This is a genomic window from Micromonospora sp. NPDC048909 (assembly GCF_040649635.1).
Lineage (GTDB): Bacteria > Actinomycetota > Actinomycetes > Mycobacteriales > Micromonosporaceae > Micromonospora.
Genome location: NZ_JBEZFU010000003.1, coordinates 390,753 through 413,380, shown reverse-complemented (window position 1 = coordinate 413,380; position 22,628 = coordinate 390,753). Strand labels below are relative to the sequence as shown.

Genomic DNA, 22,628 nt, shown 5'->3' with positions numbered 1-22,628 from the left:
ACGAAGGAGTCTATGGGGCCGCAGACTGGGAACCATGAGATGCCTCGTCACCGGCGCGACGGGTTACATCGGCGGGCGGCTGACGCCCCGGCTGCTGGCCGACGGTCACCAGCTGCGCTGCCTGGCCCGACACGCCGGCCGGCTGCGGGATGTGCCGTGGGCCGCAGCGGTCGAGATCGTCGAGGGTGACCTGCGTCGACCGGAGACCCTGCCGGCCGCGTTCGCCGACGTCGACGTGGCGTACTACCTGGTGCACTCGCTCGGCCAGGCCGGGTTCGAGTCGGCCGACCGGGAGGCGGCGGAGTCGTTCGCGGCCGCGGCCCGGGCCGCCGGCGTACGCCGCATCGTCTACCTCGGCGGGCCGCAGCCGGCGGCGGACGACGAGCCCTCGGCGCACCTGCGCTCCCGGGCCGAGGTGGCGCGGATCCTGCTGGCGAGCGGGGTGCCGACCGCGGTGCTCCGGGCGGCGGTGATCATCGGGTCCGGCTCGGCCTCGTTCGAGATGCTGCGCTACCTGACCGAGCGGCTGCCGGTCATGGTGACCCCGCGCTGGGTGAGCAACCGGATCCAGCCGATCGCGGTACGCGACGTGCTGCGCTACCTGGTCGGCTGTGCCGGCCTGCCGCCCGAGGTCAACCGGGGGTTCGACATCGGCGGGCCGGACGTGCTCACCTTCCGCGACATGATGCAGCGCTACGCCCGGGTGGCCGGGCTGCCCCGACGGATCATCGTGCCGGTACGGCCGCTGACGCCGTCGCTCTCCTCGCACTGGGTCGGGCTGGTCACCCCGGTGCCGAACGCGATCGCCCGGCCGCTGGTGGAGAGCCTGATCCATGAGGCGGTCGCCACCGAGCACGACATCGCCCGGTACATCCCCGACCCGCCGGGTGGACTGACCGGCTTCGACCAGGCGGTCGAGCTGGCCCTGACCATGGTGCGCGACGCCCAGGTGGAGACCCGCTGGTCGAACGCGAGCGGACCGGACGCGCCGGCCGAACCGCTGCCGAGCGACCCGGCGTGGTCGGGCGGCACCGCCTACACCGACCATCGGGAGCGGGCGGTGGACGCCTCACCGGAGGCGCTCTGGCGGGTCATCGAGGGGGTCGGTGGCGAACACGGCTGGTACTCCTTCCCGCTGGCCTGGTCGGTCCGGGGCTGGCTGGACCGGCTGATCGGCGGGGTGGGGCTGCGCCGGGGCCGGCGCGACCCGCACCGGCTCCAGGTCGGCGAGGCGCTGGACTTCTGGCGGGTGGAGGAGATCGTCCCGGGCGAGCTGCTGCGGCTGCGCGCGGAGATGCGGCTGCCCGGCCGGGCCTGGCTGGAGATGCGGGCGCTGCCCGCCGACGGCGGGCGCAGCCGGTACCAGCAGCGCGCCGTGTTCCTGCCGCGCGGGCTGGCCGGGCACGCCTACTGGGGCGCCGTGGCGCCGTTCCACGCGGCGGTCTTCGGCGGCATGGCCCGCAACATCGCGCGCGGCGCGGAGCAGGACGCGGGGGTCGTCAGTTCCCCGTCCGGGCGCCGGTGACCTGCAGGGCGGTTCGCTCGCTGGGCGGCACGAAGTCGCGTACCGGCTGATCCCGGAGGCCGAACGAGAGCACCTCGCCGACCGCCTGCACCAGCTCAGCCTGCACCGCCTGGCCGACCGCGTCCCGCGGGTCGTCCGGGTTGGTCGCCAGCGAGGCGACCGCCAGCTGCGGCGTGAAGGCGACCACCGTCTCCGTCTCGTACCGCTCGGAGCTGCCCGTCTTGCCGGCCACCGGCCGGCCGAGCCGCTTGCGCAGCCCCTCCGCGGTGCCACCCTCGCACCGGTGGTACATCGACTGGTCGCCGACCGGGCAGCGGGCCGCGTCGGCGGCCGCCCGGGCCACGTCGGTGTCGAGCACCTGACGGCAGTCCGGCTGGGCGGCGTCCACCGGCTGGCCCGCCGCGTCGTTGATCGACACCACCGGGGACGGCGCGCACCAGGTCCCCTCCGCCGCCACCGTGGCGTACGCGGTGGCCAGGTCGAGCGGGGTGGTGGCGGAGACGCCGAGGGTGAACGGGCCCCAGTTCTTCGCGCCGTACCGGGCCAACCGGGCATCGGCGTCGGACCGGAACACGATGCCGAGCCGCTCGGCCATCTCCACCACCCGGTCCGCGCCGACCCGCTCGGTGAGCCAGGCGAAATAGGTGTTCACCGAGCGGCCGAAGGCGCTCCACATGCTCTGCCGGCCGTCCATCGACGCGGAGGAGTTCTCCGGGCACCAGCGGCCGTCGCAGCTCGCCGGCCCGGTGACCGGGAATTCGGTGAGCAGCCGGCCCGGCGCGTCGTACTCGGTCTGCAACGGCAGGCCGGCCTCCAGCGCGGCCAGCATGGTGAAGAGCTTGAACGTCGACCCGCCCTGGTAGCCCTCGATCGTGCCGCCACCGGCGATCAGCTGGTTGACCGTGTTCGGGTGGTTCTTCTGCCCGGCCGGGTTGTCGGCCACGCTGTAGTTGCGGTTCACCGCCATGGCGAGCACCCGGCCGGTGCCGGGCTGGACCACCGCGGTCGGCACCGCCCGGCGGTCGGTCACCGGGTAGACCCGCCGCACCTGCTCGACGGTGGTCCGCTGCACCGCCGGGTCCAGCGACGAGACGATCCTGAAGCCGCCGCGGCGCAGGGTGCGCTGCCGCTCGTCCGCCGTCGCGCCGAAGGCCGGCTGGGCCGCCCACCAGCGGGTGAACCAGTCGCAGAAATAGCCCCAGTCGTTGCGCTCCTCGGGCACGGCCGTGCAGTCGTTCGGGGTGGCGCTCGGGCGCAGCTTCAGCGGCTCGGCCTTGGCCGACGCCGCCCGCTCGGCCGGGACCTGGCCGGACTCCACCAGCCGGTCCAGCACGTACGCCCGCCGGCTGAGCGCCGCGTCGGCGTCGCCGTTGATCGGGTCGTCGGTGTGCGGCGAGCGCACCAGCCCGGCGAGCAGCGCCGCGTCGGCGAGGGTGAGTTCCTTGGGCGTCTTCGACAGGTACCGCTTGCTCGCCGCCGCGATCCCGTACGCCCCGGCGCCGAAGTAGGCGATGTTCAGGTACCGGGTGAGGATCTCCTCCTTGTCCAGCTCGCGCTCCAGGGCGAGCGCGTAGCGCATCTCCTGGACCTTGCGGGCGCTGGTCACCTCGGTGGCCGCCTCACGCTGCTGCTCGGTGAGCCGGGGGTCGCTGCGCAGCACGTTGCGGACGTACTGCATGGTCAGCGTCGAGGCGCCCTGCCGGGTCTCGCCGTCGCGCTGGTTGACGGTGAACGCGCGCGCCACGCCGCGCAGGTCGACGCCGCTGTGCTGGTAGAAGCGGACGTCCTCGGCGGCCACGATCGCCTGGCGCATCACCGGCGCGACGTCGTGCAACGGCACGTCCACCCGGTCCTCCTGGTAGAAGGAGGTGATCAGGGTGGTGCCGTCGTTGGCGTAGAGGTTGGAGCGCTGGGCGGTGGGCGGCGTGCGCAGCGTGTTCGGCAGCTCCGAGTAGGGCGTGGAGAGCGCGCTGAAGCCGATCCCGAACACCAGCGCGACCGGCAGGGCGGCCGCCGCCAGCACCACTCCGGCCAGCACGCCGGCGATCAGTACGGTCAGCACTTTGTCGAGATGGGCCCGGGTCATCAGCTCTCCCCGCAGGAGCCGGTCACGCTAGGACCCGTTCAGAATGACCCCGAATGCCCTGTTAGCCGCCGGTTTTCCGCAAACCCGGAGGAAATTCGCGAGGCGGACACTCAGGGCAGAAGGGCGGCCGCGAGCGGCTGCACCGTCTCCTCGATCTCGTCCGCCACCCGGCTGAAACACTGGTCGCCGCGGCCCCACGGGTCGTCCAGGTCGTCGGTGGGCAGCACGGCCGTGCCCCGGCGGCCCGCGTGCGCCGCCGCCACCAGCGCCACGCCCCGGGCGTACACCGCCTCCGGGGTCGCCTCGCCCGGCGGCAGCCCGGCGGTGTCCACCGACCCCAGCAACCGGCCGAACTCGCCCAGCACGAAGGTGCGCTCGGCGGCGTCGGGGCGCAGCGCCAGCACGTACTCCTGCTGGTCGGCGGTGGCGGTGAGGACGAGGTCCGCGGCGTCGATGTGCTCCGAGCGGAGCTTGCGGGCGGCGAACCCACCGACGTCACCGCCACGGGTGGTGACCTGCCGGGCCGCCGGCGGGTTCATCTCCTCGCCCGCGTGCCAGCCGCCGGTGCCGGCGCTGTGGCTGTGCAGCAGGTCGTCACCGCCGGCCGGGTCCAGGCCGCGCCGGGCCATCCGCTCGCGCACCGCCAGGGCGAGCAGCCGCTCGGCCATCGGCGACCGGCAGATGTTGCCCATGCAGACGTGCAGGACGGTGAACGGCGGCACCTACGCCCCCTCGACGATGTCCGGCACCACGTCGCGGAGCTTCTCCAGCGGGATCGCGCCCTGACGCAGCAGCCGCGGCACCTCGCCGGTGAGGTCCACGATCGTGCTCGGCACCGGGTCCGGGCAGGGGCCGGCCTCCAGGTAGGCGCGGACCGAGTAGCCGAGCTGGTCCCGCGCCTCCTCGGCGGTGACCGCGGCCGGCTGGCCGGTCTTGTTGGCCGAGGAGACGGCCATCGGGCCGGTCTCCCGCAGCACCTCCAGCGCCACCGGGTGCAGCGGCATCCGTACCGCCACCGTGCCGGTCTTGTCGCCGAGGTCCCACTGCAGGGTCGGCGAGTGCTCGACAACGATGGTCAGCGCGCCCGGCCAGAACGCCTCGACCAGGTCGCGGGCCGCCCGGGGCAGCGAGAAGACCAGACCGTCGAGGGTGTGCCGGGAGCCGATCAGCACCGGTGGCGGCATCTGCCGGTCCCGGCCCTTAGCGTCCAGCAACGCCTTGACGGCGTACGGGGTGAAAGCGTCCGCGCCGATGCCGTAGACCGTGTCTGTCGGCAGGACGACCAGTTCGCCGTTCTTGACCGCCTCGATGGCCGCAGCGATGCCGCGGTCGCGATCTGCGGGTGACCGGCAGTCGTAGAGCATCACGAGGAGCCAGTCTGCCACGCCGGGCCGAGGTCGGGGCGGCGGCCGTCCGACCGGCGGGACGCGGTGGTGAACCGGGGCCGCCCCGCCAGGTCCCGATGCGCGGTGACGGCGGCGAACCGGCCGTCCGCGACGAGCAGCGCCGGCACGTCCGCGCCGTGCGTGTCGTCGTGCTCGATGCCGAGCCACCCGCCGGGGCGCAGCAGCACCGCGGCCCGGGCGGCCACCGGTCGGATCACCGCCAACCCGTCCACGCCGCCGAAGACCGCCTCCGTCGGGTCGTGCCCGGCCACCTCGGGCGGCACGACCGTGTCGGCCGGCACGTACGGCGGGTTGCAGAGCAGCACATCCACCTGGCCGACCAGGTAATCCAGCAGGTCCGGCGCGGTGACGTCGGCCTCGACCACCTCGATCGGCCGGTCCCCCGCCGTGGCCCGGTCCGCCGCGTTGCGGCGCAGCCAGCGCAGCGCCGCCGGGGAGCGTTCCACCGCCACGACCCGCGCCCCGGGCAGCTCCTGGGCCACCGCGAGCGCTATCGCGCCGGAACCGCTGCACAGGTCGACGACCAGCGGCACGTCCCCACCCGACCCGGGACGCCGGGCCTGTTCGATCCCCCAGCCGGCGAGCAGCTCGGTCTCCGGCCGGGGCACGAAGACGCCCGGCCCGACGGCCAGCTCCAGGTGCCGGAAGGCGGCCTCGCCGGTCAGGTGCTGCAACGGCTCCCGTTCGGCCCGTCGGGCGACGAGCGCGTCGAACGTGGCGAGCTGGTCGTCGTCGAACCCCTCGGCCAGCGCCAGCCGCCCCCGGGACACCCCCAGCACGTGCCCGGCCAGCAACTCGGCCTCGGCCCGGGCGGTCTCCACACCGGCTGTGGCGAGGATCCGGGCCGCCCGGGCGACCGCGACCGAGGGCCGGACCCGTTTGGTCCCTTCGGGGGGGTGTTGCGGCAAGGTGGTCACGACATAATCATGAAGCGTCGCGGGTCGCGTCACGCGCGGGTGCGTCCAGGCGCACATCGACAGGAGGTCGCTGGTGGGTTGGCTCGACCGGGTCGATGACCAGGTTGACGCGCTGATACAGGCGCGGGCGTTGCAGGAGGCCAGCCGGTCCGCCGAGGCGTACGCGGTGCTGGAGCGGGTGCTCCGCGGCACCACCGACCCGCGCACCCGGGCCGACGCCCTCGTCCAGCGTCTCTCCGCTCTGATCAATCTCGGACGCACGGCGGAGTTCACCCGGGCCATCGAGGAGGCCTCGACGGCCGTCCGTGACCTCGCCGAGCCCTACCTGCACGGGCACCTCAACGCCTTGGCCGCGCTCGCCGCACACCACCAGGGCGCGCTCGACCGCTGCGTCACCCACCTGGTCAAGGCCGCCCGGGCGCTGGGTGCGGTGGAGGACCCCGACCGGGACACCGCCTGGGGTTGGCACGACCTGGCGATGGCCTACTCCTACCTCAGCTTCCACGGCTACGCGCTGGGCGCGATCGAGCGCGCCCGCCAGCTCGGCCTGACCGCCGGGATCCCCGAGGAGACCTTCGCCGCCCCCGGCATCCGGCTGCGCAACGCCGTCGCGCTGGACCACAACGGCGACAGCGACGGCTGCCTGCGGGTGCTGCGCGACGTGGCGAGCGACCTCGGGCGGTTCCTCCGCGCCGGTCGGGCCGGCCAGCTGCGCCCGAGCAGCCTCGCCGCGTACGGCTACGCCGCGGCCCGCCGGGCCGCCCTCGGCGACCGGATCGAGTCCGGCACCGACGCCGACCCGGCCCGGCTGATCTCGCACGGCGGGGACAGCGCCCGGGCGCGGGACATGCGCGAGCTCGGCCAGGTCTGCCTCGCCATCGCCGCCGGCCGGCCGATCGAGGCGGTCGCCCGGCTGGACACCGTCCACGTCGCCAACGAGACGCTGGGTGGGGCCGAGCCGGCCCGGCTGCGCAGCATCGCGCTGGCCCGGGCTGGTGACCACGCGGCGGCGCACCGGGCCGACCGGCTGGCCTTCCGACTGGCCGCGCAGCGCAACGACCGGCTGCGCGACGTCTACATCGACGGCATCGCGGCCCGGATCGACCACGAGGAGATGCGCCGGGAGGCCGCCCGCTACGAGGGCGAGGCGCTGACCGACCCGCTGACCGGGCTGCCCAACCGGCGGCGGCTGGAGCGTTACATCGCCGCGGTGGTGGCCCGGGGCGAGCGCGTCGTGATCGGGGTCTGCGACCTGGACGGCTTCAAGGCGGTCAACACCCGGCACGGGCACCACTCCGGTGACCTGGTGCTCCAGCGCATCGCCGGCGTGATCAACAGGGTGATGCGCCGGGGCGACTTCGTGGCCCGCTACGGCGGCGACGAGTTCGTGGTGGTGCTGCCCGAGGCCGGGATGGCCGAGGCGGCCGAGGTGGCCCGGCGGATCGGCGCGGCGGTGGCCGGCGAGGACTGGGAGTCCCTGGTCCCCGGCACCCCGGTCGGGGTCAGCGTCGGCTTCGCCGAGGTCGCCGGTGGCGGGCCGACGCTGCGCGACGCGCTGAGCACCGCCTTCGAGGTCGCCGACCGGGAGATGCTGAAGGCCAAGTCCCGCGCGAAGGCGTCCTGACGGCGCCGGCGGGCGAGGTCAGCGCCGGGCGAGTTCGGTGTCGCCGGCCAGGCGGGCGGCGCGGTCGGCCTCGCCGAGGGCGTCCAGCACTCCGTCCAGGTCACCGGCGAGCGCCAGGTCGAGGTTGTACGCGGTGTAGCCGATCCGGTGGTCGGTGATCCGGTTCTGCGGGAAGTTGTAGGTGCGGATCCGCTCCGAGCGGTCCACCGTCCGCACCTGCGCCTTACGCGCGTCCGAGGCGGCCGCGTCGGCCTGCTCCTGGGCCGCGGCCAGCAGCCGGGCCCGCAGGATCCGCATCGCCTGCTCGCGGTTCTGCAGCTGGGACTTCTCGTTTTGGCAGGAAACCACGATGCCGGTCGGCAGGTGGGTGATCCGCACCGCCGAGTCGGTGGTGTTCACCGACTGCCCGCCCGGCCCGGACGAGCGGAACACGTCGATCCGCAGTTCGTTCGGGTCGATGGTGACGTCGACGTCCTCGGCCTCCGGCAGCACCAGGACACCGGCCGCGCTGGTGTGGATCCGGCCCTGCGACTCGGTGACCGGGACGCGCTGCACCCGGTGCACGCCGCCCTCCCACTTGAGCCGGGACCAGACCCCGTTGCCGCCCTCCGGCACGCCCTTGGTCTTGATCGCCAGCGAGACGTCCTTGACTCCGCCGAGGTCGGAGTCCTGGGCGTCGATCACCTCGGTGAGCCAGCCCCGCCGCTCGGCGTAGCGGGTGTACATCCGCAGCAGGTCGCCGGCGAAGAGCGCCGACTCCTCGCCGCCCTCACCCGCCTTGATCTCGACGATCACGTCCTTGGCGTCGTGCGGGTCGCGCGGGATCAGCAGCTCGGCCAGGCGCTCCTCGAGCGCCGGCAGGGACGCCGCGATCGACTCGGCCTCGGCGGCGAAGGAGGCATCCTCGGCGGCCAGTTCCCGGGCCGCGGCCAGGTCGGCGCGCGCCTGGGCCAACTCACCGGCCGCCTTGTGCAGCGGGACCAGCTCGGCGTACCGGCGGCCGACCCGGCGCGCGGTGCCCTGGTCGGCGTGGATGGCCGGGTCGGCCAGCCGCTTCTCCAGGTCCGCGTACTCGTCGAGGAGCTTGGCCAGACGCTCGCTGCTCATGCTGCGGATGCTCCTTCGACGGCGGGGACACCGGTGGACGCCCGACGGGCGGGTAAACGGACGACGCCCGCGCCCGGCACAAGACCGGACGCGGGCGCCGAACGAGCAGTTACTTGGCCTTCTTGGCCTGAACCTTGGCGTACTTCTGCTGGAACTTCGCGACCCGGCCGGCGGTGTCCAGCACGCGCTGCTTACCGGTGTAGAACGGGTGGCAGGCGCTGCAGGTCTCGACGCTGATCGCGCCGCCCTTGGCGGTGCTGCGGGTCGTGAAGGAGTTGCCGCAGGAGCAGCGGACCTCGGTGGTCACGTACTCCGGGTGGATGTTGGGCTTCATGTCGCCTCGGTCCTTTCGTTGGTGGTCGCCGGGTCGCCGCTGATCTCCCCGCCGCGGACTACGCGACGGACTCGGGCGTGAACCGGAACCGGTGGCCGATTGACCAGTGTGCCATGGGCGTCAGCCGGACCCGTAATCGGGCGGCACAGCAGGTCCAGCTCCGACAACGCCCGGCATCCGGCTTGCATTCCCGGCGCCCGACGGGGCATTCACCGCCCGTGGCGTGGCCTCGCCGTACCCCGTACGGGGCACGCCTGCCGCCCGGGCCGGGCAGGGTGAATCGGAGGTGAGCGGATGCCGCGCCTGATCGCGACCCGGGGACTGCCCGCCTCGGGAAAGACCACCTTCGCCCGGACGCTGCAACCCTCCGTGGTCCGGGTCAACCGGGACGACCTGCGCCGGATGTTGCACGGCGAGCGGCTCTTCACCCAGTGGGCCGAGGCACAGGTGACGACCGTCCAGCGGGCCCAGGTCGAGGCGCTGCTGCGGGCCCGGGCCGACGTCTGCGTCGACGACACCAACCTGCGCTCCCGGACGCTGCGGGACTGGGCCGACCTAGCCGCCCGCCACGGCGCCGAGTTCGAGGTGCACGACTTCACCGACGTGCCGCTGGAGGAGTGCCTGCGCCGCGACGCCGAGCGGCCGGCGGTCGACCGGGTCGGCGAGGCCGCCATCCGCCGGCTGCACGAGCGCTATCTGGCCGGACGGATCCTGCCGCTGCCGGTGCCGGAGGCCCGCCCCGGCCGGCCCGCCCAGGTGCAGGAACCGTCGGCCGGGGCGCCGGAGATCGTCCTGGTCGACATCGACGGCACCGTCGCGCTGAACGTCTCGCGCAGCCCGTACGACATGACCCGGGTCGGTGAGGACCAGCCGAACGAGGCGGTGATCGCCGCGGTCCGGGCGATGCACGCCGCCGGGTACGCGGTGGTCTTCTGCTCCGGGCGGGACGCGTCGGCCCGGGCGGACACCGAGGACTGGCTGCAGCGGCACGTCCGGGTGCCGTACCTCGCGCTGCACCTGCGGGCGGTCGGCGACCGGCGCAAGGACTCGGTGGTCAAGCGGGAGATCTACGAGCGGGAGATCCGCGGCCGCTACCGGGTGGTCGGGGTCTTCGACGACCGGATGCAGGTGGTGCGGATGTGGCGGGCGCTCGGACTCACCGTCTTCCAGGTCGCCGACGGCGACTTCTGACGGCGGGCGAGCCGGCGCTCACCGGGCGACCGGTGGGAGGGGCCCCGGCCGAGGCGTGGGGCCCCTCCCGGGCTCAGGCGGCCGGGGCGACCGCCCGGGCGGCGGTGGCGACGGTGGCTTCGGCGCGGACTCCGTTCACCGTCACCGCCAGCACCAGCGACGCGCCGGGACGCAGCGCGGTCAGCGTCCCGGTGGCCGGGTCGAACCGGGCCACGTGCCACGGACGCAGCCCGGCCGCCGACCCGATGTGCACGCCCGGCGAGGCCGACCAGTCGGCACTCACCGGCGCGGCCACCGGGACCGCCCGCCCACCCGGCTGGGTGATCGTGGCGGTGACCGCCGTCGGGGCGCCGACCCTCACACTGGCCGGGGCCTCGAGAGCGAGCTGGTCGGTGTGCGCGTGCATCTCGGCGTCCACCCAGCGCGGTCCCTCGGCCAGCGGGTCCCGCCGGGCCCGGTCGGCCTCCGCCGGGCTCACCGGGTCGACGCCGAACTCGGTCCAGCCGGTGAAGCCACCCCGGTCCGCCGGGGTGGACGGTGTCTTGCCGGAGTTTCCGTTGATCACGTAGGGCACCCCGTCGACCCGCTCGGCGTGGAAGGTGCCGACGTGCCCGCCGACGAAGAGTGCGCCCTTGCCGGTGCGGTGCTGGAAGTCGGCCAGCCACTGCTCCAGCAACGCCGCCTCCTTGCGGTCGCCGAGCTCGCTGGCCTCGGCCGGGCTCGGGTCGCGCGGCGGGTGGTGGTGCAGCACGACGACCGAGCCGACCGCCGGGTCCTTGGCCGCCGCGTCCAGCGCCTGGCGCAGCATCCGCACCTGGTCGAACCCGCCGCCGCGCAACGATCCGGTGGACGAGTTCAGCGTGACGAACCGGGTGCCCTTGTGGTCGAAGACCCGCGAGGTGTCCCCGAAGACGGCCTGGAAGTTGCTGATCGGCGCGCCCATGATCTCGTGGTTGCCCGGCACGTAGTACCAGGGCAGCTCGTCACCCAACTCCTCGTCCAGGATCCGTCGGGCCAGCGCGAAGTCCGCCGGGTACGCGGTGTCCACAAAGTCGCCGTTGATCACCAGGAAGTCCGGCTTCGCCGCCCTGACCTCACGCAACGTCCGGCGGGCCTGGGCGACCAGGTCGCTGTCCGGGTCTGCCGCGACGAACTGGGCGTCGGAGAGCACCGCGAAGCGCCAGGGCGCACGGTCGACCGTCCCGTCGCGGACCACCACCCGGTCGGTGGCCGACGGCTCGGCCGGCACGTCCACCGAGGGCGGCACCTTGGCCACCAGGTCGTCGATGACGATCTCGCTGGTGTACTGGGCCGCGGCGTTGGTCTCCGCGACGTAGAAGCGCCGCACCCGCACCGGGTACTGCACTCCGGCCGGGACGGCGAACTCGACGTACTTCCAGCCGGTCCAGGTGATGTAGGGCCCGCGCAGCACGTGCTGGGTGTCCTGCGCGTCGTGCAGATGCAGGCTGGGCCACTCCCCCTTGCCGTTGCCGTGGATCCACATGCCGAACGCCTGCGGCTGCCCGGGCACCTCGATCCAGGCCGGCGGGTCGGCGTACGCGGCCCGGGTGCCGGTGGACTGGCTGAAGTCGTACGTCAACTTCAGGCCGGTGCCGGTGTGCCCCGGCGCCGGCGCGACCGATCCGCTCGCCCGGGCTTGGCTGAACTTCCACGCCGCCGCGTCGTCGAAGCTGGCCACTGGCTGGTCGGTCAGCCCGACGGTCACCGGCACCACCGTGCTGCGCCCGCCGACCTCAACGGTGACCAGGCCGGCGCCGGAGTCCTTCAGCGCGGTCACGCTGAGCGCGCCGTCAGCGTTCGGGGCGATCCGCAACAGGTCGTGGTCGTACTCCAGGCGCAGGTCCGCGGGCTCGATCGGGGCGGTGTTCCCCTCGGCGTCGGCGCCGACCACGCCGAGGAGCGCGCTGCCGTCCTGTCCGGTGAGGCCGACGCGTTCCACTGTGGAGTCGATCCCGGCGAGCGGCCCGAGCACGGTGAGGTCGAGGTGCCCGGTGGCCTGGCCACGGCCGGCGGTGACCCGGGTGGGCCCGGGCCGCAGGGCGCGGAACACGCCGTCGGCGCTCACCCGACCACCCGCCGCCGGTTCGGCTCGCCAGCTCGGCCTGCCGGCCGCCGGGCCGTACGTCTCGTCGTAACCGGCCGCGGTGAGCCGCCGGGTCAGCCCGGGGAAGACCCGGTCCGGCCGGCCACCACGGACCGGGGAGACCCCCGGCGCGGCGCTCGGATCGCTGGCCGTCTCCACCCAGTACCCCCTGAGCCGGCCGCTGCCCTGCGGCGCGTAGAGGGCGAGCCCGTTGGGCACGGCGCGCTCGGAGCCGTCCGATGGGCTGTTCTCCACCTGGACCGCCGCGGCGCCCGGCTCGCGGGCGAGCAGCGTCGACGAGCCGCCGCCGTCGAGGTTCAGCGCGTGGTGCGCGCCCAACTCGACCATCATCCGGCCCATCTCGGTCTGGGCCACGCCCCGGCTGTCGACCTGCCGGCCGTCCACCGTCAACATGATCATTTTGCGTCCGTCGGCGGTGAAGCCGACCGCCGTACGCGGGGCCAGCGACGCGTCCGCGATGCTCTGCACCACGCCGTCGCGGACCAGCACGTTGCCGCCGCCGACCGCGGCGTGCAGGTCGCTGCCGTCGGACGGCTTCGGCCGCCAGGTCACGTCGACCGGATCACCGGGCCGCAGCGCGGCCAGCGCGTCGGCGCCGGCGTCCCGGCCGAGCAGGATGGTGGTGCCGGCGGCGATGGGTCCGCTGCCGGCCGCCGGGCTCACACCGGCCACCCGGCCGCCGACCAGGGCGACCTCGGTTACCCGGGCCGAGCCCTCCACCGCCCGCTCCCGGGGGTACGTCCCCCAGAGCGCGGTGAACGCGCCGATGCCGTCGGTCTGGACCATGTTGTTGAACTGGGTGAGCGGGACCGGGCCGGTGGGCAAGGTGGCGGTGCCGTCGAAGTTCACCTCGATCACCCGGCCGACGCCTTGGGTGGTCACCGCGACCGCGTTGTGGTGCCCGCTGACCGGCGACTGGATCAGTTCGCCGTCGCGGATGCCGACGCCCTGCGCCGCGCCGGAGTTGTTGATGTCGAAGAAGTCGCCGTTGACCGCGGCGACCGCGCGGGTCCGGTCCACCGCGCCGCGCAGCGGTTCGGCCCGGCTCACCGCGCCCGAGTTGACGTAGTCGACGGTGATCCCGCCGGTGAGGTCGGCGGTCAGGGCGTCGGCGCGTAGCCACCCGTCCGCGTCGTACCGGTCGAACGAGGTGAGCCGGACGCCGGGGGCGACCGGCCGGGTGGTCTTCGCGGTCTCCAGGCCGTCGGCCGGCTCGACACCGACGGGAGCCGCGGTGCCCGGACTCGTGACGGGGCTCGCGGCGGTGGGGCTCGCGGCGGCCGGGCCCGACGCCGGGGCGACCAGGGCGACCAATGTGAGCAGCGGCGTCAACAGCAGGACGCCGGCGAGGTGGGCGGATCGTCTGCGGGTACGCATGGACGACAGTCAACCGGAGGTTGAATAGAACTTTCAATACTTGCCGACCAACGCGAAGGAAAACTTCAGCCCCTCGGGGCAGCCCGCGTCTGCGGGCCGCCCTTGTCCCGCTGCCAGTCTCCGGTCCGACGCTGTCGAACTGCTCCAAATATGGACCACCAGCTTGGCGGCGACTGACGGCCGGCGGGCGACGGCCAGGCGGCCCTAGCTGCGCGGCAACTCAAGGCCACGCGGCGCGCCACCTGCACGAGCCTGAAGCCAGAGCGCCACCGCACGACACCGAACGCCACGCAGCGCAGCCGGACACCAAGCGAAGCCATGTCCGGCAGCCGCAGGCCGCGCGGCGCCGACCCCGCAGCCGGGCCAGCGCGGCGCAACCGGGCCAGCGCGGCGCAACCGTGGTTCATATCTGGGGCAGTTCGACAGGCTCCGCAGCCGGTGAGTCCAGGTCGGATGTCGGGCGGACAACGAACGGCTGCTCAGGAGAGTCTCCGACCCACACAGCGCCAGACCCGGCAGCCGAAGGCCACGCGGCCGGAGCCGCACGGTCGCGCCTGCGCAGCGTGTCCGTGGTTCATATCTGGAGCAGATCGACAGCCTGCCAGGAGCAACTCCGGCCACCTGGCGGCGGGGGCCTGAGCAGGGGAGAACGACACGAGGGGCACGGCCGGACGGCCGTGCCCCTCGTCGGATCCTCAACCGGGGAGGGTTACTCCCCCGGCGTCGACTTCGCGATCTGCATCAGGAACTCGATGTTGGTGCGGGACTGCTTGAGCCGGTCGAGCAGCAGGTCCAGCGCCGCCTGCGAGTCCAGCGAGTGCAGGACCTTGCGGAGCTTGTGGATGATGGCCAGCTCCTCCGGCGCGAGCAGGACCTCCTCCTTACGCGTACCGGACGGGTTGATGTCGATGGCCGGGAAGGTCCGCTTGTCGGCGATCTTCCGGTCCAGCTTCAGCTCCGCGTTACCGGTGCCCTTGAACTCCTCGAAGATGACCGTGTCCGCCATGGACCCGGTCTCCACCAGCGCGGTGGCGAGGATGGTCAGCGACCCGCCGTTCTCGATGTTGCGGGCCGCGCCGAGGAAGCGCTTCGGCGGGTAGAGCGCGGTGGAGTCGATACCACCCGACATGATCCGGCCGCTGGCCGGCGCCGCCAGGTTGTACGACCGACCGAGCCGGGTCACCGAGTCGAGCAGCACGACCACGTCGTGCCCCAGCTCGACCAGGCGCTTCGCCCGCTCGATCGCCAGCTCCGCCACCGTGGTGTGGTCCTGCGGCGGCCGGTCGAACGTGGCCGCGATGACCTCGCCCTTCACCGAACGCTGCATGTCGGTGACCTCTTCGGGCCGCTCGTCCACCAGCACCACCATCAGGTGGCACTCCGGGTTGTTGCGGGTGATCGCGTTCGCAATCGCCTGCAGCACCATCGTCTTACCGGCCTTCGGCGGCGACACGATGAGCGCCCGCTGGCCCTTGCCGATCGGCATGACCAGGTCGATCACCCGGGTGGTCAGGATGTGCGGCTCGGTCTCGAGCCGCAGCCGCTCCTGCGGGTAGAGCGGAGTCAGCTTGTAGAACTCGGGACGACGCTTCGCCTCGTCCGGCTCCATGCCGTTGATGGTGTCCAGGCGGACCAGCGGGTTGTACTTGTCCCGCCGCTGCTCGCTGCCACTGTCGCGGGCCGCCCGCACCGCACCGGTGATCGCGTCACCGCGGCGCAGGCCGTACTTCTTGATCTGGGACATCGACACGTAGACGTCGTTCGGGCCGGCCAGGTAGCCGGTGGTCCGGACGAAGGCGTAGTTGTCGAGCACGTCGATGATGCCGGCCACCGGGACGAGCACGTCGTCCTCGCCGACCTGCGGCTCACGGCCGCCACCCTCGCCGCCCTCGGGGCGCTCGCCCCGGCCACGGCGACGGTCCCGGAAGCGGCTGCGCCGGCCCCGCCGGCCGCCGCCCTCGCCGTCGTCGTCACCGTCGTTGTCCCGCTCCGCGCGCTGGCCCCGGTCACCCCGGTCGCCACGCTCGTTGCGGTCACCGCGATCGTTGCGGTCGTTGCGGTCGCCCCGGTCGTTGCGGTCGGCCCGCTCGTTGCGGTCGCCACGCTCGGCCCGCTCGTTGCGGTCACCGCGCTCGGCACGATCGCCACGCTCGGCACGTTCGCCACGCTCAGAACGCTCGCCGCGCTCGGCACGCTCACCGCGCTCGGCACGCTCACCGCGCTCGGCACGCTCACCGCGCTCGGCGCGGTCACCACGCTCGGCGCGCTGCTCGGCACGTTCGTTGCGGTCGCGACCGCCGCGACCCTCGGTGCGCTCGCCGGTCTCGGCCTCCTCGGTGCGCGCCTCGGCGCTCCGCGCCTCAGCACCCCGACGCCGGCTCCGGCTGCGACCCTCGGTCTCGACCGCGGCCGGCTCGGCCGGCGCCTGGTCTGCGGTACGCCGCTCGGCCTCCGGCCGCTCGGCGGTCTCCCGGACCTCGGCGTGCACCTCTTCACGGGCGGGAGCGGCCGCGGCCGCGACTTCGGCCCGCGGACGAGGGGTCCCGGCGGCGGCGCCGCCCTGCCGCTCGGAAATGGCGCTGATCAGCTCGCCCTTGCGCATGCGAGCCGTGCCGGAGATGCCGAGCGACGCGGCCAGGCTCTGCAGCTCTGGCAGCAGCATCGCCGACAGACCGGTGCCGCTACGCCGACGACGGGCGGGAGCGGCGGTGGTGGCATCGCCAGCGACGTTGGAAACATCCGACGTCACGTCGGTGGTGTCGCTCAATGGATTCCTTCCCTCGATAGGCCGGGACTGCCCGGAGTCGACAAGCAGGTGGCCGGGCGGCCTCGGTGCACCCGCCTCGCATGAATGCGTCGCGGGAGTCTGTGACACAGCAGCCGGTGGTTTCCCGACTCACCACCATCGGTGAGCAGGTCTCGCCGTCTGCGGCGACCTGTGGAAACTGCGGTGCGGCGTGGGCCTTGGCAGGGGTGACGGGCTGACCGCCGAGAGCTTCGGGGGTGCGCCGACCCGCAGGAAGATCGCGTGCTTCGCGGCTGTGCTAAGTCTAGAGCGTAATCAACTCTTCCGACCTGCGGCAACAGGGTCCCGCTCGGCGTGTCCAAGTCTACCCCGGGCAACCCGGGCGCCGCTGACATCTATCGGTAACTGCCAGACCTGCCAGTCTGTTCCCGGGTCGAAGCCCTCTGGCAGGTCGTTGAGCGCCAGCACGGTCGGGCCCGCCCCGCTGACCACAGCGGCCACATCCGCCGCACGCAGCGCGCTGACCAGCGCAGCCGTCCCGGGCATCCCCGGTGCGCGGTAGTCCTGGTGCAACCGGTCGACGGTCGCCGGCAGCAGCAGCGTCGGGTCGGCGGTCAGCGCGTGCACGAGCAGCGCGGCCCGCCCCGCTGTCAACGCGGCGTCGCCGTGCGGCACGGTGGCCGGCAACGCCGCCCGGGCGGCCGCGGTCAGCCCCCGCTCCGCGGGCACGAAGACGGTCGGGCGGACGCCCTCGGCGACCCGCCGGGAGACCGCCCGGGCACCGGTCGGCTCCGTCCACGCGAGCGTGAAGCCACCGAGCAGGCAGGGCGCCACGTTGTCGGGGTGGCCCTCCAACTCGCCGGCCAGCCGGAGCACGGCGGCGGTGTCCAGACGGCGTTCGCCGTCGGTCACCAGCGCCCGGGCCAGCAGCACGCCGGCCACGATCGCCGCGGACGAGGAGCCCAGCCCACGGGCCTGCGGGATGCGGTTGACGCACTCCACGACCAGCCCCGCCGGCTCCGCGCCGAGCCGCGCGAAGGCGGCCCGCATGGCCCGGACCACCAGGTGCCGATCGTCCGCGGGCAGCTCGCCCGTGCCCTGGCCGGTCACCGTCACCCGGACACCCGCCGGCGCCACTTCGGCGGCCACGTCGTCGTAGAGCCCGAGGGCGAGCCCCAGCGCGTCGAAACCCGGACCCAGGTTGGCGCTGGTGGCGGGGACGCGGACCCGGACCGGCCCGGCGGTGAAGTTCGTCGGCACGGGCTCATGCTAGGGCGCGGGACCGACGATCCGGGCCGCCGCCCGCACGCTGGGACCGCTACCGCGCCGCGCCCGGGGCCGGCTCGAGGACCGGGTCGGTGAGGGAGAGCCGGCGGGTGGCGATCCGCCAGCCGATCGCGTACACCAGGGTGACCAGGCCGCAACCCGCCAGCACCACCCGAGCGTCCACCACGTCGACCACGGCGGCCACCGCGAGCTGGCTGATCGAGATGGCCAGGGTCGCCAGCATCATGTCGGTGGCGAAGACCCGGCCGCGCAGACGGTCCGGGACCTCGCCCTGCAGGGCGAAGTTCGACATCACCCAGTTGCTGCCGCCGGCGAGGTGCGCGACGAAGACCAGCAGCAGCACGAGGGGGAACCAGGGCACCACCGCGGTGCCGATGTAGGCCAGCCCGTAGAGCGACATCGAGACGGCCAGCCCGGGCAGCAGCCAGCGCCGGTTGGTCAGCACCCGGCGGCTGAGGATCGGCCCGACCAGCGCGCCCGCACCGCGGACCGCGAAGAGCAGCCCGGTGCCGGCCGGCCCGGCCAGCAGAGGGAAGACGGTCAGCACGCCGTTGCCCAGCCCCACCGCCGACTTCACGGTGACCAGCGCCAGCACCCGCGGCCGGTGCCCGATGTAGCGCAGCGCCTCGACGATCGCCGCCCAGGCCCGCTGCGGCGGCAGGTCCTCATCCCGGGGCGCCTGCAGCGGCCGTCGGATGATCGCGGCCAGGCCGGCGGCGCAGGCCAGGCCCACCGCGGCGATCCAGAAGCAGGCGTACGGCCCGACCTGCTGGCTGAGCACGCCACCGAGCGAGGCGCCGACGACCGTCATGGTGCCCCAGGCGGAGCCGGCGATCGCATTGCCGGCGGCCAGCTGGTCCGGCTCGAGCACGTTGGGCAGCGCGGCCTGGGCGGCGGGCGAGTACAGGCCCTTGGCCACCGCGACCACGCCGATCGCGGCCAGCGCCAGCCAGGCGGTGCCCGCGCTGCGTACGCCGAGCAGCAGCAGCACCCCGAGCAGGGCCCCGGCGTTCGCCACCATCATGATCTTCCGCCGGTCGAACCGGTCGGCGATGGTGCCGGTGAACGGCAGCAGCAGCGCCACGATCCCGGTGTCGACGGCCAGCACCAGCGCGCCCCACACCCCGCTGCCGGTCAACTCCGGCAGCAGCACCAGCAGCGGCACCATGACGAACCAGTCGGCACCGAAGACCACCAGCTCGGCCAGGAAGAGGTTGCGGAAATCCCGGTTGCGGGTGAGGACCGACAGGGTGGACGCCACGGAGCAGGACCCTACCCGGCGGCCGACGCCCCGCCGCGTGCCGTCGGTGATCCGACCGGTGGGCCGGCCGGACCTGGAACGCCCCCGGCGGGTCGGACCCGCCGGGGGCGTACGCGGTGGTCGCTACTCGGTCGGCGGCAGCGGCGAGGTGCGGCTCTTCGGCAGCCGGAGCACCTCGAACTGGTCCGTGCCGTCGACCAGCGCGGCGGACGGCGCGGGCCGCGCCGGCGTCGCCGGCTTCCCCGCCTCGTCGGCCGCCCGAGCGGGCGTCCCGGCGGCCACCATGGCTGGCTCGGGCTCGCCCGTCGCGTCCGCCGGACCGGCCGGCTCCGTCGACGTCGGTGCGCCGCCCGAGCGCCGCCGACGCCGCTCGCGCAGCGACTCCTTGGTGTTCTCGACCATGGTGTAGAGCGTCGGCACCAGGATCAGGGTCAGCAGCGTCGAGCTGAGCAGACCACCGATCACCACGACCGCCAGCGGCTGCGAGATGAAGCCGCCCTCGCCGGTGAGTCCGAACGCCATCGGCAGCAGCGCGAAGATCGTCGCGACCGCGGTCATCAGGATCGGCCGCAGCCGGCGCCGGCCACCCTCGACCACCGCCTCCCGGACGCTTCGGCCCTGCGCGCGGTACTGGTTGATCAGATCCAGCAGCACGATCGCGTTGGTCACCACGATGCCGACGAGCATCAGCACGCCGATCAGCGCCGGAACGCCGAGCGGAGTGCCGGTGACCAGCAGCAGGCCGATGGCGCCGGTCGCGGCGAACGGGATGGAGATCAGCAGGATCAGCGCCTGGGTCAGGCTGCGGAAGGTGGCCACCATGATCAGGAAGACGATCGCGATCGCGACCAGCACCGCTAGGCCCAGGTCGGCGAAGGCGTCCTCCTGGTCGGCGCTGACCCCGCCGATGGTGAACGTGGCCCCGGGCACGTCGAGCGCGTCCAGCCGCGTACGCAGCTCCTGGGTGGTGGCGCCGAGGTTCGAGCCGGTGGCCGTGCCGGTCACCGAGACGCTGCGCTCGCCGTCGATCCGGGTCACCTGCTGTGGGCCCTCGGCCCGGGTGACCGTGGCGATGTCGCCCAGCTTCACCGGCCCGACCGGCAGCGCCTTCAGCTCCTCGATGCTGACCGGGGGCTGGGCGGCCAGTCGCAGCACCACGTCCTGCTGCGCGCCGTCGAGGGTGACCTGACCGAGCGGGGAGCCCCGGAACGTCTGCGCGACCAGCTGACCGACGGCGGCCTCGGTGAGCCCGGCCCGACCGGCCTTCACCCGGTCGACGGTGACGTCGACCCGCGGCACCCGGTCGGCCAGGCTGGTGGTGACGTCCGCGACGTCCGGCGTACCGGCCAGGGCCTCCTTCGCCGCGTCCGCGGCCCGGCTCAGCACGGCGGGGTCGGCGGCCTGGACCACCACCTCCAGCTGGCTGGCCGCGGCGTCCTGCCCACCGCCGAAGGTGAACTCGCCGGCGTCCAGGTCGTCGAGCTGATCGCGCAGCACCTCGCGCATCTGCTTGGCGTCGGTGTCGCCGCCCAGCGCCAGCGACCAGGAGGCGATGTTGTTCCCGCCGCCACCCATCCACGGCGAGTCACCGCCGCCGGCCGTCACCTGGTACGTCTCGACACCGTCGGTGCGCTCCAGCAACGCCTCGACCTTGCGGGCCGCCTCGTCGGTGGCCGCCAGGCTGGTGCCCGCCGGCAGCTCCTGGCTGATGTTCAGGGTGTCCTGGCCGGAGTCGTCCAGGAAGTTGGTGTCGAGCTGCCGGGAGAGGCCGAACGTGCCGAAGAGCAGCAGGATGCCGAGCCCGAGGGTCACCCAGCGGGTGCGCCGGCTCCCGGTGGCGAACCCGATCACCGGCAGGTACCCCCGCTGCAACGGGCTGCGCAGCTCCTTCTCCTCCGCCGCCCGGCGCACCGCCTCGTCGTCCGGCGTGCCGGACGGCTTGAGGAACCAGTAGGCCAGCACCGGGATGACGGTCAGCGAGACCAGCAGCGAGGCGAGCAGCGCCACCGTGACGGTGATCGCGAACGGCGCGAAGAGCTGCCCGACGAAGCCGCCGACCAGGGCGATCGGCGCGAACACGGCGACCGTGGTGAGGGTGGACGCGGTGACCGCGCCGGCAACCTCGCGGACCGCGGTGAGGATCGCGTCCCGCTTGCCCTCGCCGTACTCCAGGTGTCGTTTGATGTTCTCCAACACGACGATCGAGTCGTCGACCACCCGGCCCACCGCGATGGTCAGCGCGCCGAGGGTGAGCAGGTTGAGCGAGTAGTCACCGATCCACAGCGCGATCAACGCGACCAGCACGGAGAGCGGGATCGAGACCGCGGTGACCACGGTCGAGCGGATCGACAGCAGGAAGACCAGGATGACGATGACCGCCATGACCAGGCCCAACAGGCCTTCGGTGGTCAGGCTCTCGATGGACTTCTCGACGAACGGTGCCTGGTCGAAGACCACGGTCAGCTGGGCGCCGGAGGCGTCCTTCAGCGCGTCGAGCCGGTCCCGGATCTCGTGCGAGATCTGCACCGCGTTGCCGTCGGGCGAGGCCGTGACCGCGATGCCCAGGCTGTTCTGGCCGTTGGTGCGGGTGATCGCGGTGGCCGGGGCGAGCCTCTCCTCGACGGTGGCGACGTCTCCGAGCCGGACCGGGACCGGTCCGGGAGCGAGGACGATGCCGCGCAGTTCGTCGAGGGTGGCGACCGGGGTGCCGACCTGGACCGGGAGCGCCTGGGTGCCGTCGGCAACCGCGCCGGCGGGCACCGCCACGCCGTTGGTCTTCAGCGCCGCGCCGATCGCAGTCGGCGGAAGCTTCGCGGCGGCGAGCTTCTGAAGGTTCGGGGTGACCACGACGGTGTCGTCCCGGGTGCCGGTGAGCTCGACCGAGCGGACGCCCTCGATCCCCTCCAGCTCGGGCAGCACGGCCGAGCGCAGCTTCTCCGCCAGCGCGCGCTCGGCGTCGGCCGAGCCGGGCTGCACCCCGCCGTCGCCGCCGCCGGCCGCGGCCAGCACCACCGCGGGCAGATCGTCGGTGCTACCCGCGATGACCTGCGGGTCCACGCTCTCCGGCAGCTGCGCGTCGATCCGGTTCAGCGCGGTCTGCATCTTGTTGACCATGTCGTCCAGGTCGATGCCGAACTCGTACTGCACCTGGACGGTGGCCAGGCCCTCGCGGGAGGTCGAGGTGACCTTGTCCAGCCCCGGGATGCCCTGGAGGCTGTTCTCGATCGGCTCGGCGACCTGCGATTCGACGATCTCCGGCGCGGCCCCGGGGTACGCGGCCACGATGAACGCGGCCGGGAACTCCAGCGAGGGCAGCAGTTGCTGCTTCAGCGACGGCACGGCGAACGCTCCGAACGCCGTGGTCACCAGCGCGATGAGGGCGACCAGCCCTCGATTGGCGAGGCTGAATCTGGCGAGCAGCGACATCGGCTGGGCTCACTCCTAGAAGAGTCTGCGGGGTAGCAGAAGTGTGCCCGACCCGATCACGGCCCCCCACGCCGGGTGCCGAACCCCTCCCCCGCCCCCACCGACTCCACCCCGAGCTCGGTTGATCATGAAGTTGTTGCCGCGCGCCTCGGCGTGTCACGGCAATGACTTCATGATCAACCGGGCCCGACGGGTGTGGGGTGGGGTGGGGTGGGG

General features: G+C 73.6%; 14 protein-coding genes. 3 read left to right on the top strand and 11 right to left on the bottom strand.

Annotation, left to right across the window (positions count from 1 at the left end; all coding sequences use genetic code 11):
* The first annotated feature begins 34 nt into the window (after positions 1-34).
* Complete coding sequence (locus AB0C04_RS11230; protein ID WP_357051697.1) at positions 35-1,525, top strand: SDR family oxidoreductase; 1,491 nt, start codon at positions 35-37, stop codon at positions 1,523-1,525.
* Here AB0C04_RS11230 and AB0C04_RS11225 read toward each other — a convergent pair.
* From AB0C04_RS11225 to prmC, 4 genes are all read right to left on the bottom strand, one after another.
* Positions 1,500-3,611, bottom strand: coding sequence for a transglycosylase domain-containing protein (locus AB0C04_RS11225; protein WP_357051694.1), 2,112 nt, complete (start codon positions 3,609-3,611; stop codon positions 1,500-1,502). The two genes, AB0C04_RS11230 and AB0C04_RS11225, sit on opposite strands and share 26 nt — an antisense overlap.
* 110 nt (positions 3,612-3,721) lie before the next feature.
* Positions 3,722-4,333, bottom strand: coding sequence for a phosphotyrosine protein phosphatase (locus AB0C04_RS11220; protein WP_357051691.1), 612 nt, complete (start codon positions 4,331-4,333; stop codon positions 3,722-3,724).
* Positions 4,334-4,975, bottom strand: a complete 642-nt coding sequence (locus AB0C04_RS11215; RefSeq protein WP_357052250.1) for an L-threonylcarbamoyladenylate synthase — start codon at positions 4,973-4,975, stop codon at positions 4,334-4,336. It lies immediately after the preceding gene.
* A complete protein-coding gene (gene prmC / locus AB0C04_RS11210) occupies positions 4,975-5,934 on the bottom strand; it encodes a peptide chain release factor N(5)-glutamine methyltransferase (RefSeq protein WP_357051688.1) in 960 nt (319 codons plus the stop codon). Before prmC ends, AB0C04_RS11215 begins: the two co-directional genes overlap by 1 nt.
* A gap of 73 nt (positions 5,935-6,007) precedes the next feature.
* Between prmC and AB0C04_RS11205 the strand changes: the two genes are divergently transcribed.
* Positions 6,008-7,558, top strand: a complete 1,551-nt coding sequence (locus AB0C04_RS11205) for a GGDEF domain-containing protein (protein ID WP_357051685.1) — start codon at positions 6,008-6,010, stop codon at positions 7,556-7,558.
* Positions 7,559-7,576: 18 nt separating this feature from the next.
* On the opposite strand, the gene prfA is transcribed toward AB0C04_RS11205, so the two are convergent.
* Both prfA and rpmE read right to left on the bottom strand, forming a co-directional pair.
* Entirely contained in the window at positions 7,577-8,665 is a 1,089-nt protein-coding gene (gene prfA / locus AB0C04_RS11200; RefSeq protein WP_357051682.1) for a peptide chain release factor 1, read from the bottom strand.
* A gap of 109 nt (positions 8,666-8,774) precedes the next feature.
* Positions 8,775-8,999, bottom strand: coding sequence for a 50S ribosomal protein L31 (gene rpmE / locus AB0C04_RS11195; protein WP_046563792.1), 225 nt, complete (start codon positions 8,997-8,999; stop codon positions 8,775-8,777).
* Between the two features lie 294 nt (positions 9,000-9,293).
* Between rpmE and AB0C04_RS11190 the strand changes: the two genes are divergently transcribed.
* A complete protein-coding gene (locus AB0C04_RS11190) occupies positions 9,294-10,190 on the top strand; it encodes an AAA family ATPase (RefSeq protein ID WP_357051679.1) in 897 nt (298 codons plus the stop codon).
* A 73-nt stretch (positions 10,191-10,263) separates the two neighbouring features.
* On the opposite strand, the gene AB0C04_RS11185 is transcribed toward AB0C04_RS11190, so the two are convergent.
* The 5 genes from AB0C04_RS11185 to AB0C04_RS11165 form a co-directional block, all read right to left on the bottom strand.
* On the bottom strand, positions 10,264-13,692 hold the full coding sequence (locus AB0C04_RS11185; protein ID WP_357051676.1) for a phosphodiester glycosidase family protein: 3,429 nt from the start codon (positions 13,690-13,692) through the stop codon (positions 10,264-10,266).
* Between the two features lie 709 nt (positions 13,693-14,401).
* Positions 14,402-16,459, bottom strand: coding sequence for a transcription termination factor Rho (gene rho, locus AB0C04_RS11180; RefSeq protein WP_357051673.1), 2,058 nt, complete (start codon positions 16,457-16,459; stop codon positions 14,402-14,404).
* A 294-nt stretch (positions 16,460-16,753) separates the two neighbouring features.
* Positions 16,754-17,698, bottom strand: coding sequence for a homoserine kinase (gene thrB, locus AB0C04_RS11175; RefSeq protein ID WP_357051670.1), 945 nt, complete (start codon positions 17,696-17,698; stop codon positions 16,754-16,756).
* Positions 17,699-17,756: 58 nt separating this feature from the next.
* A complete protein-coding gene (locus tag AB0C04_RS11170) occupies positions 17,757-18,986 on the bottom strand; it encodes an MFS transporter (protein ID WP_357051667.1) in 1,230 nt (409 codons plus the stop codon).
* A gap of 123 nt (positions 18,987-19,109) precedes the next feature.
* Positions 19,110-22,412 (bottom strand): efflux RND transporter permease subunit, encoded by a 3,303-nt coding sequence (locus tag AB0C04_RS11165; protein ID WP_357051664.1) that lies wholly within the window; start codon positions 22,410-22,412, stop codon positions 19,110-19,112.
* Between the last annotated feature and the right edge of the window lie 216 nt (positions 22,413-22,628).

Bases quoted from the DNA above. Each gene is read 5' to 3' on its own strand.
- AB0C04_RS11225 (WP_357051694.1), bottom strand. From the start codon at position 3,611: ATGACCCGGGCCCATCTCGACAAAGTGCTGACCGTACTGATCGCCGGC.
- AB0C04_RS11185 (WP_357051676.1), bottom strand. From the start codon at position 13,692: ATGCGTACCCGCAGACGATCCGCCCACCTCGCCGGCGTCCTGCTGTTG.
- rpmE (WP_046563792.1), bottom strand. From the start codon at position 8,999: ATGAAGCCCAACATCCACCCGGAGTACGTGACCACCGAGGTCCGCTGC.
- AB0C04_RS11230 (WP_357051697.1), top strand. From the start codon at position 35: ATGAGATGCCTCGTCACCGGCGCGACGGGTTACATCGGCGGGCGGCTG.
- AB0C04_RS11215 (WP_357052250.1), bottom strand. From the start codon at position 4,975: ATGCTCTACGACTGCCGGTCACCCGCAGATCGCGACCGCGGCATCGCT.
- AB0C04_RS11165 (WP_357051664.1), bottom strand. From the start codon at position 22,412: ATGTCGCTGCTCGCCAGATTCAGCCTCGCCAATCGAGGGCTGGTCGCC.
- AB0C04_RS11190 (WP_357051679.1), top strand. From the start codon at position 9,294: ATGCCGCGCCTGATCGCGACCCGGGGACTGCCCGCCTCGGGAAAGACC.
- prfA (WP_357051682.1), bottom strand. From the start codon at position 8,665: ATGAGCAGCGAGCGTCTGGCCAAGCTCCTCGACGAGTACGCGGACCTG.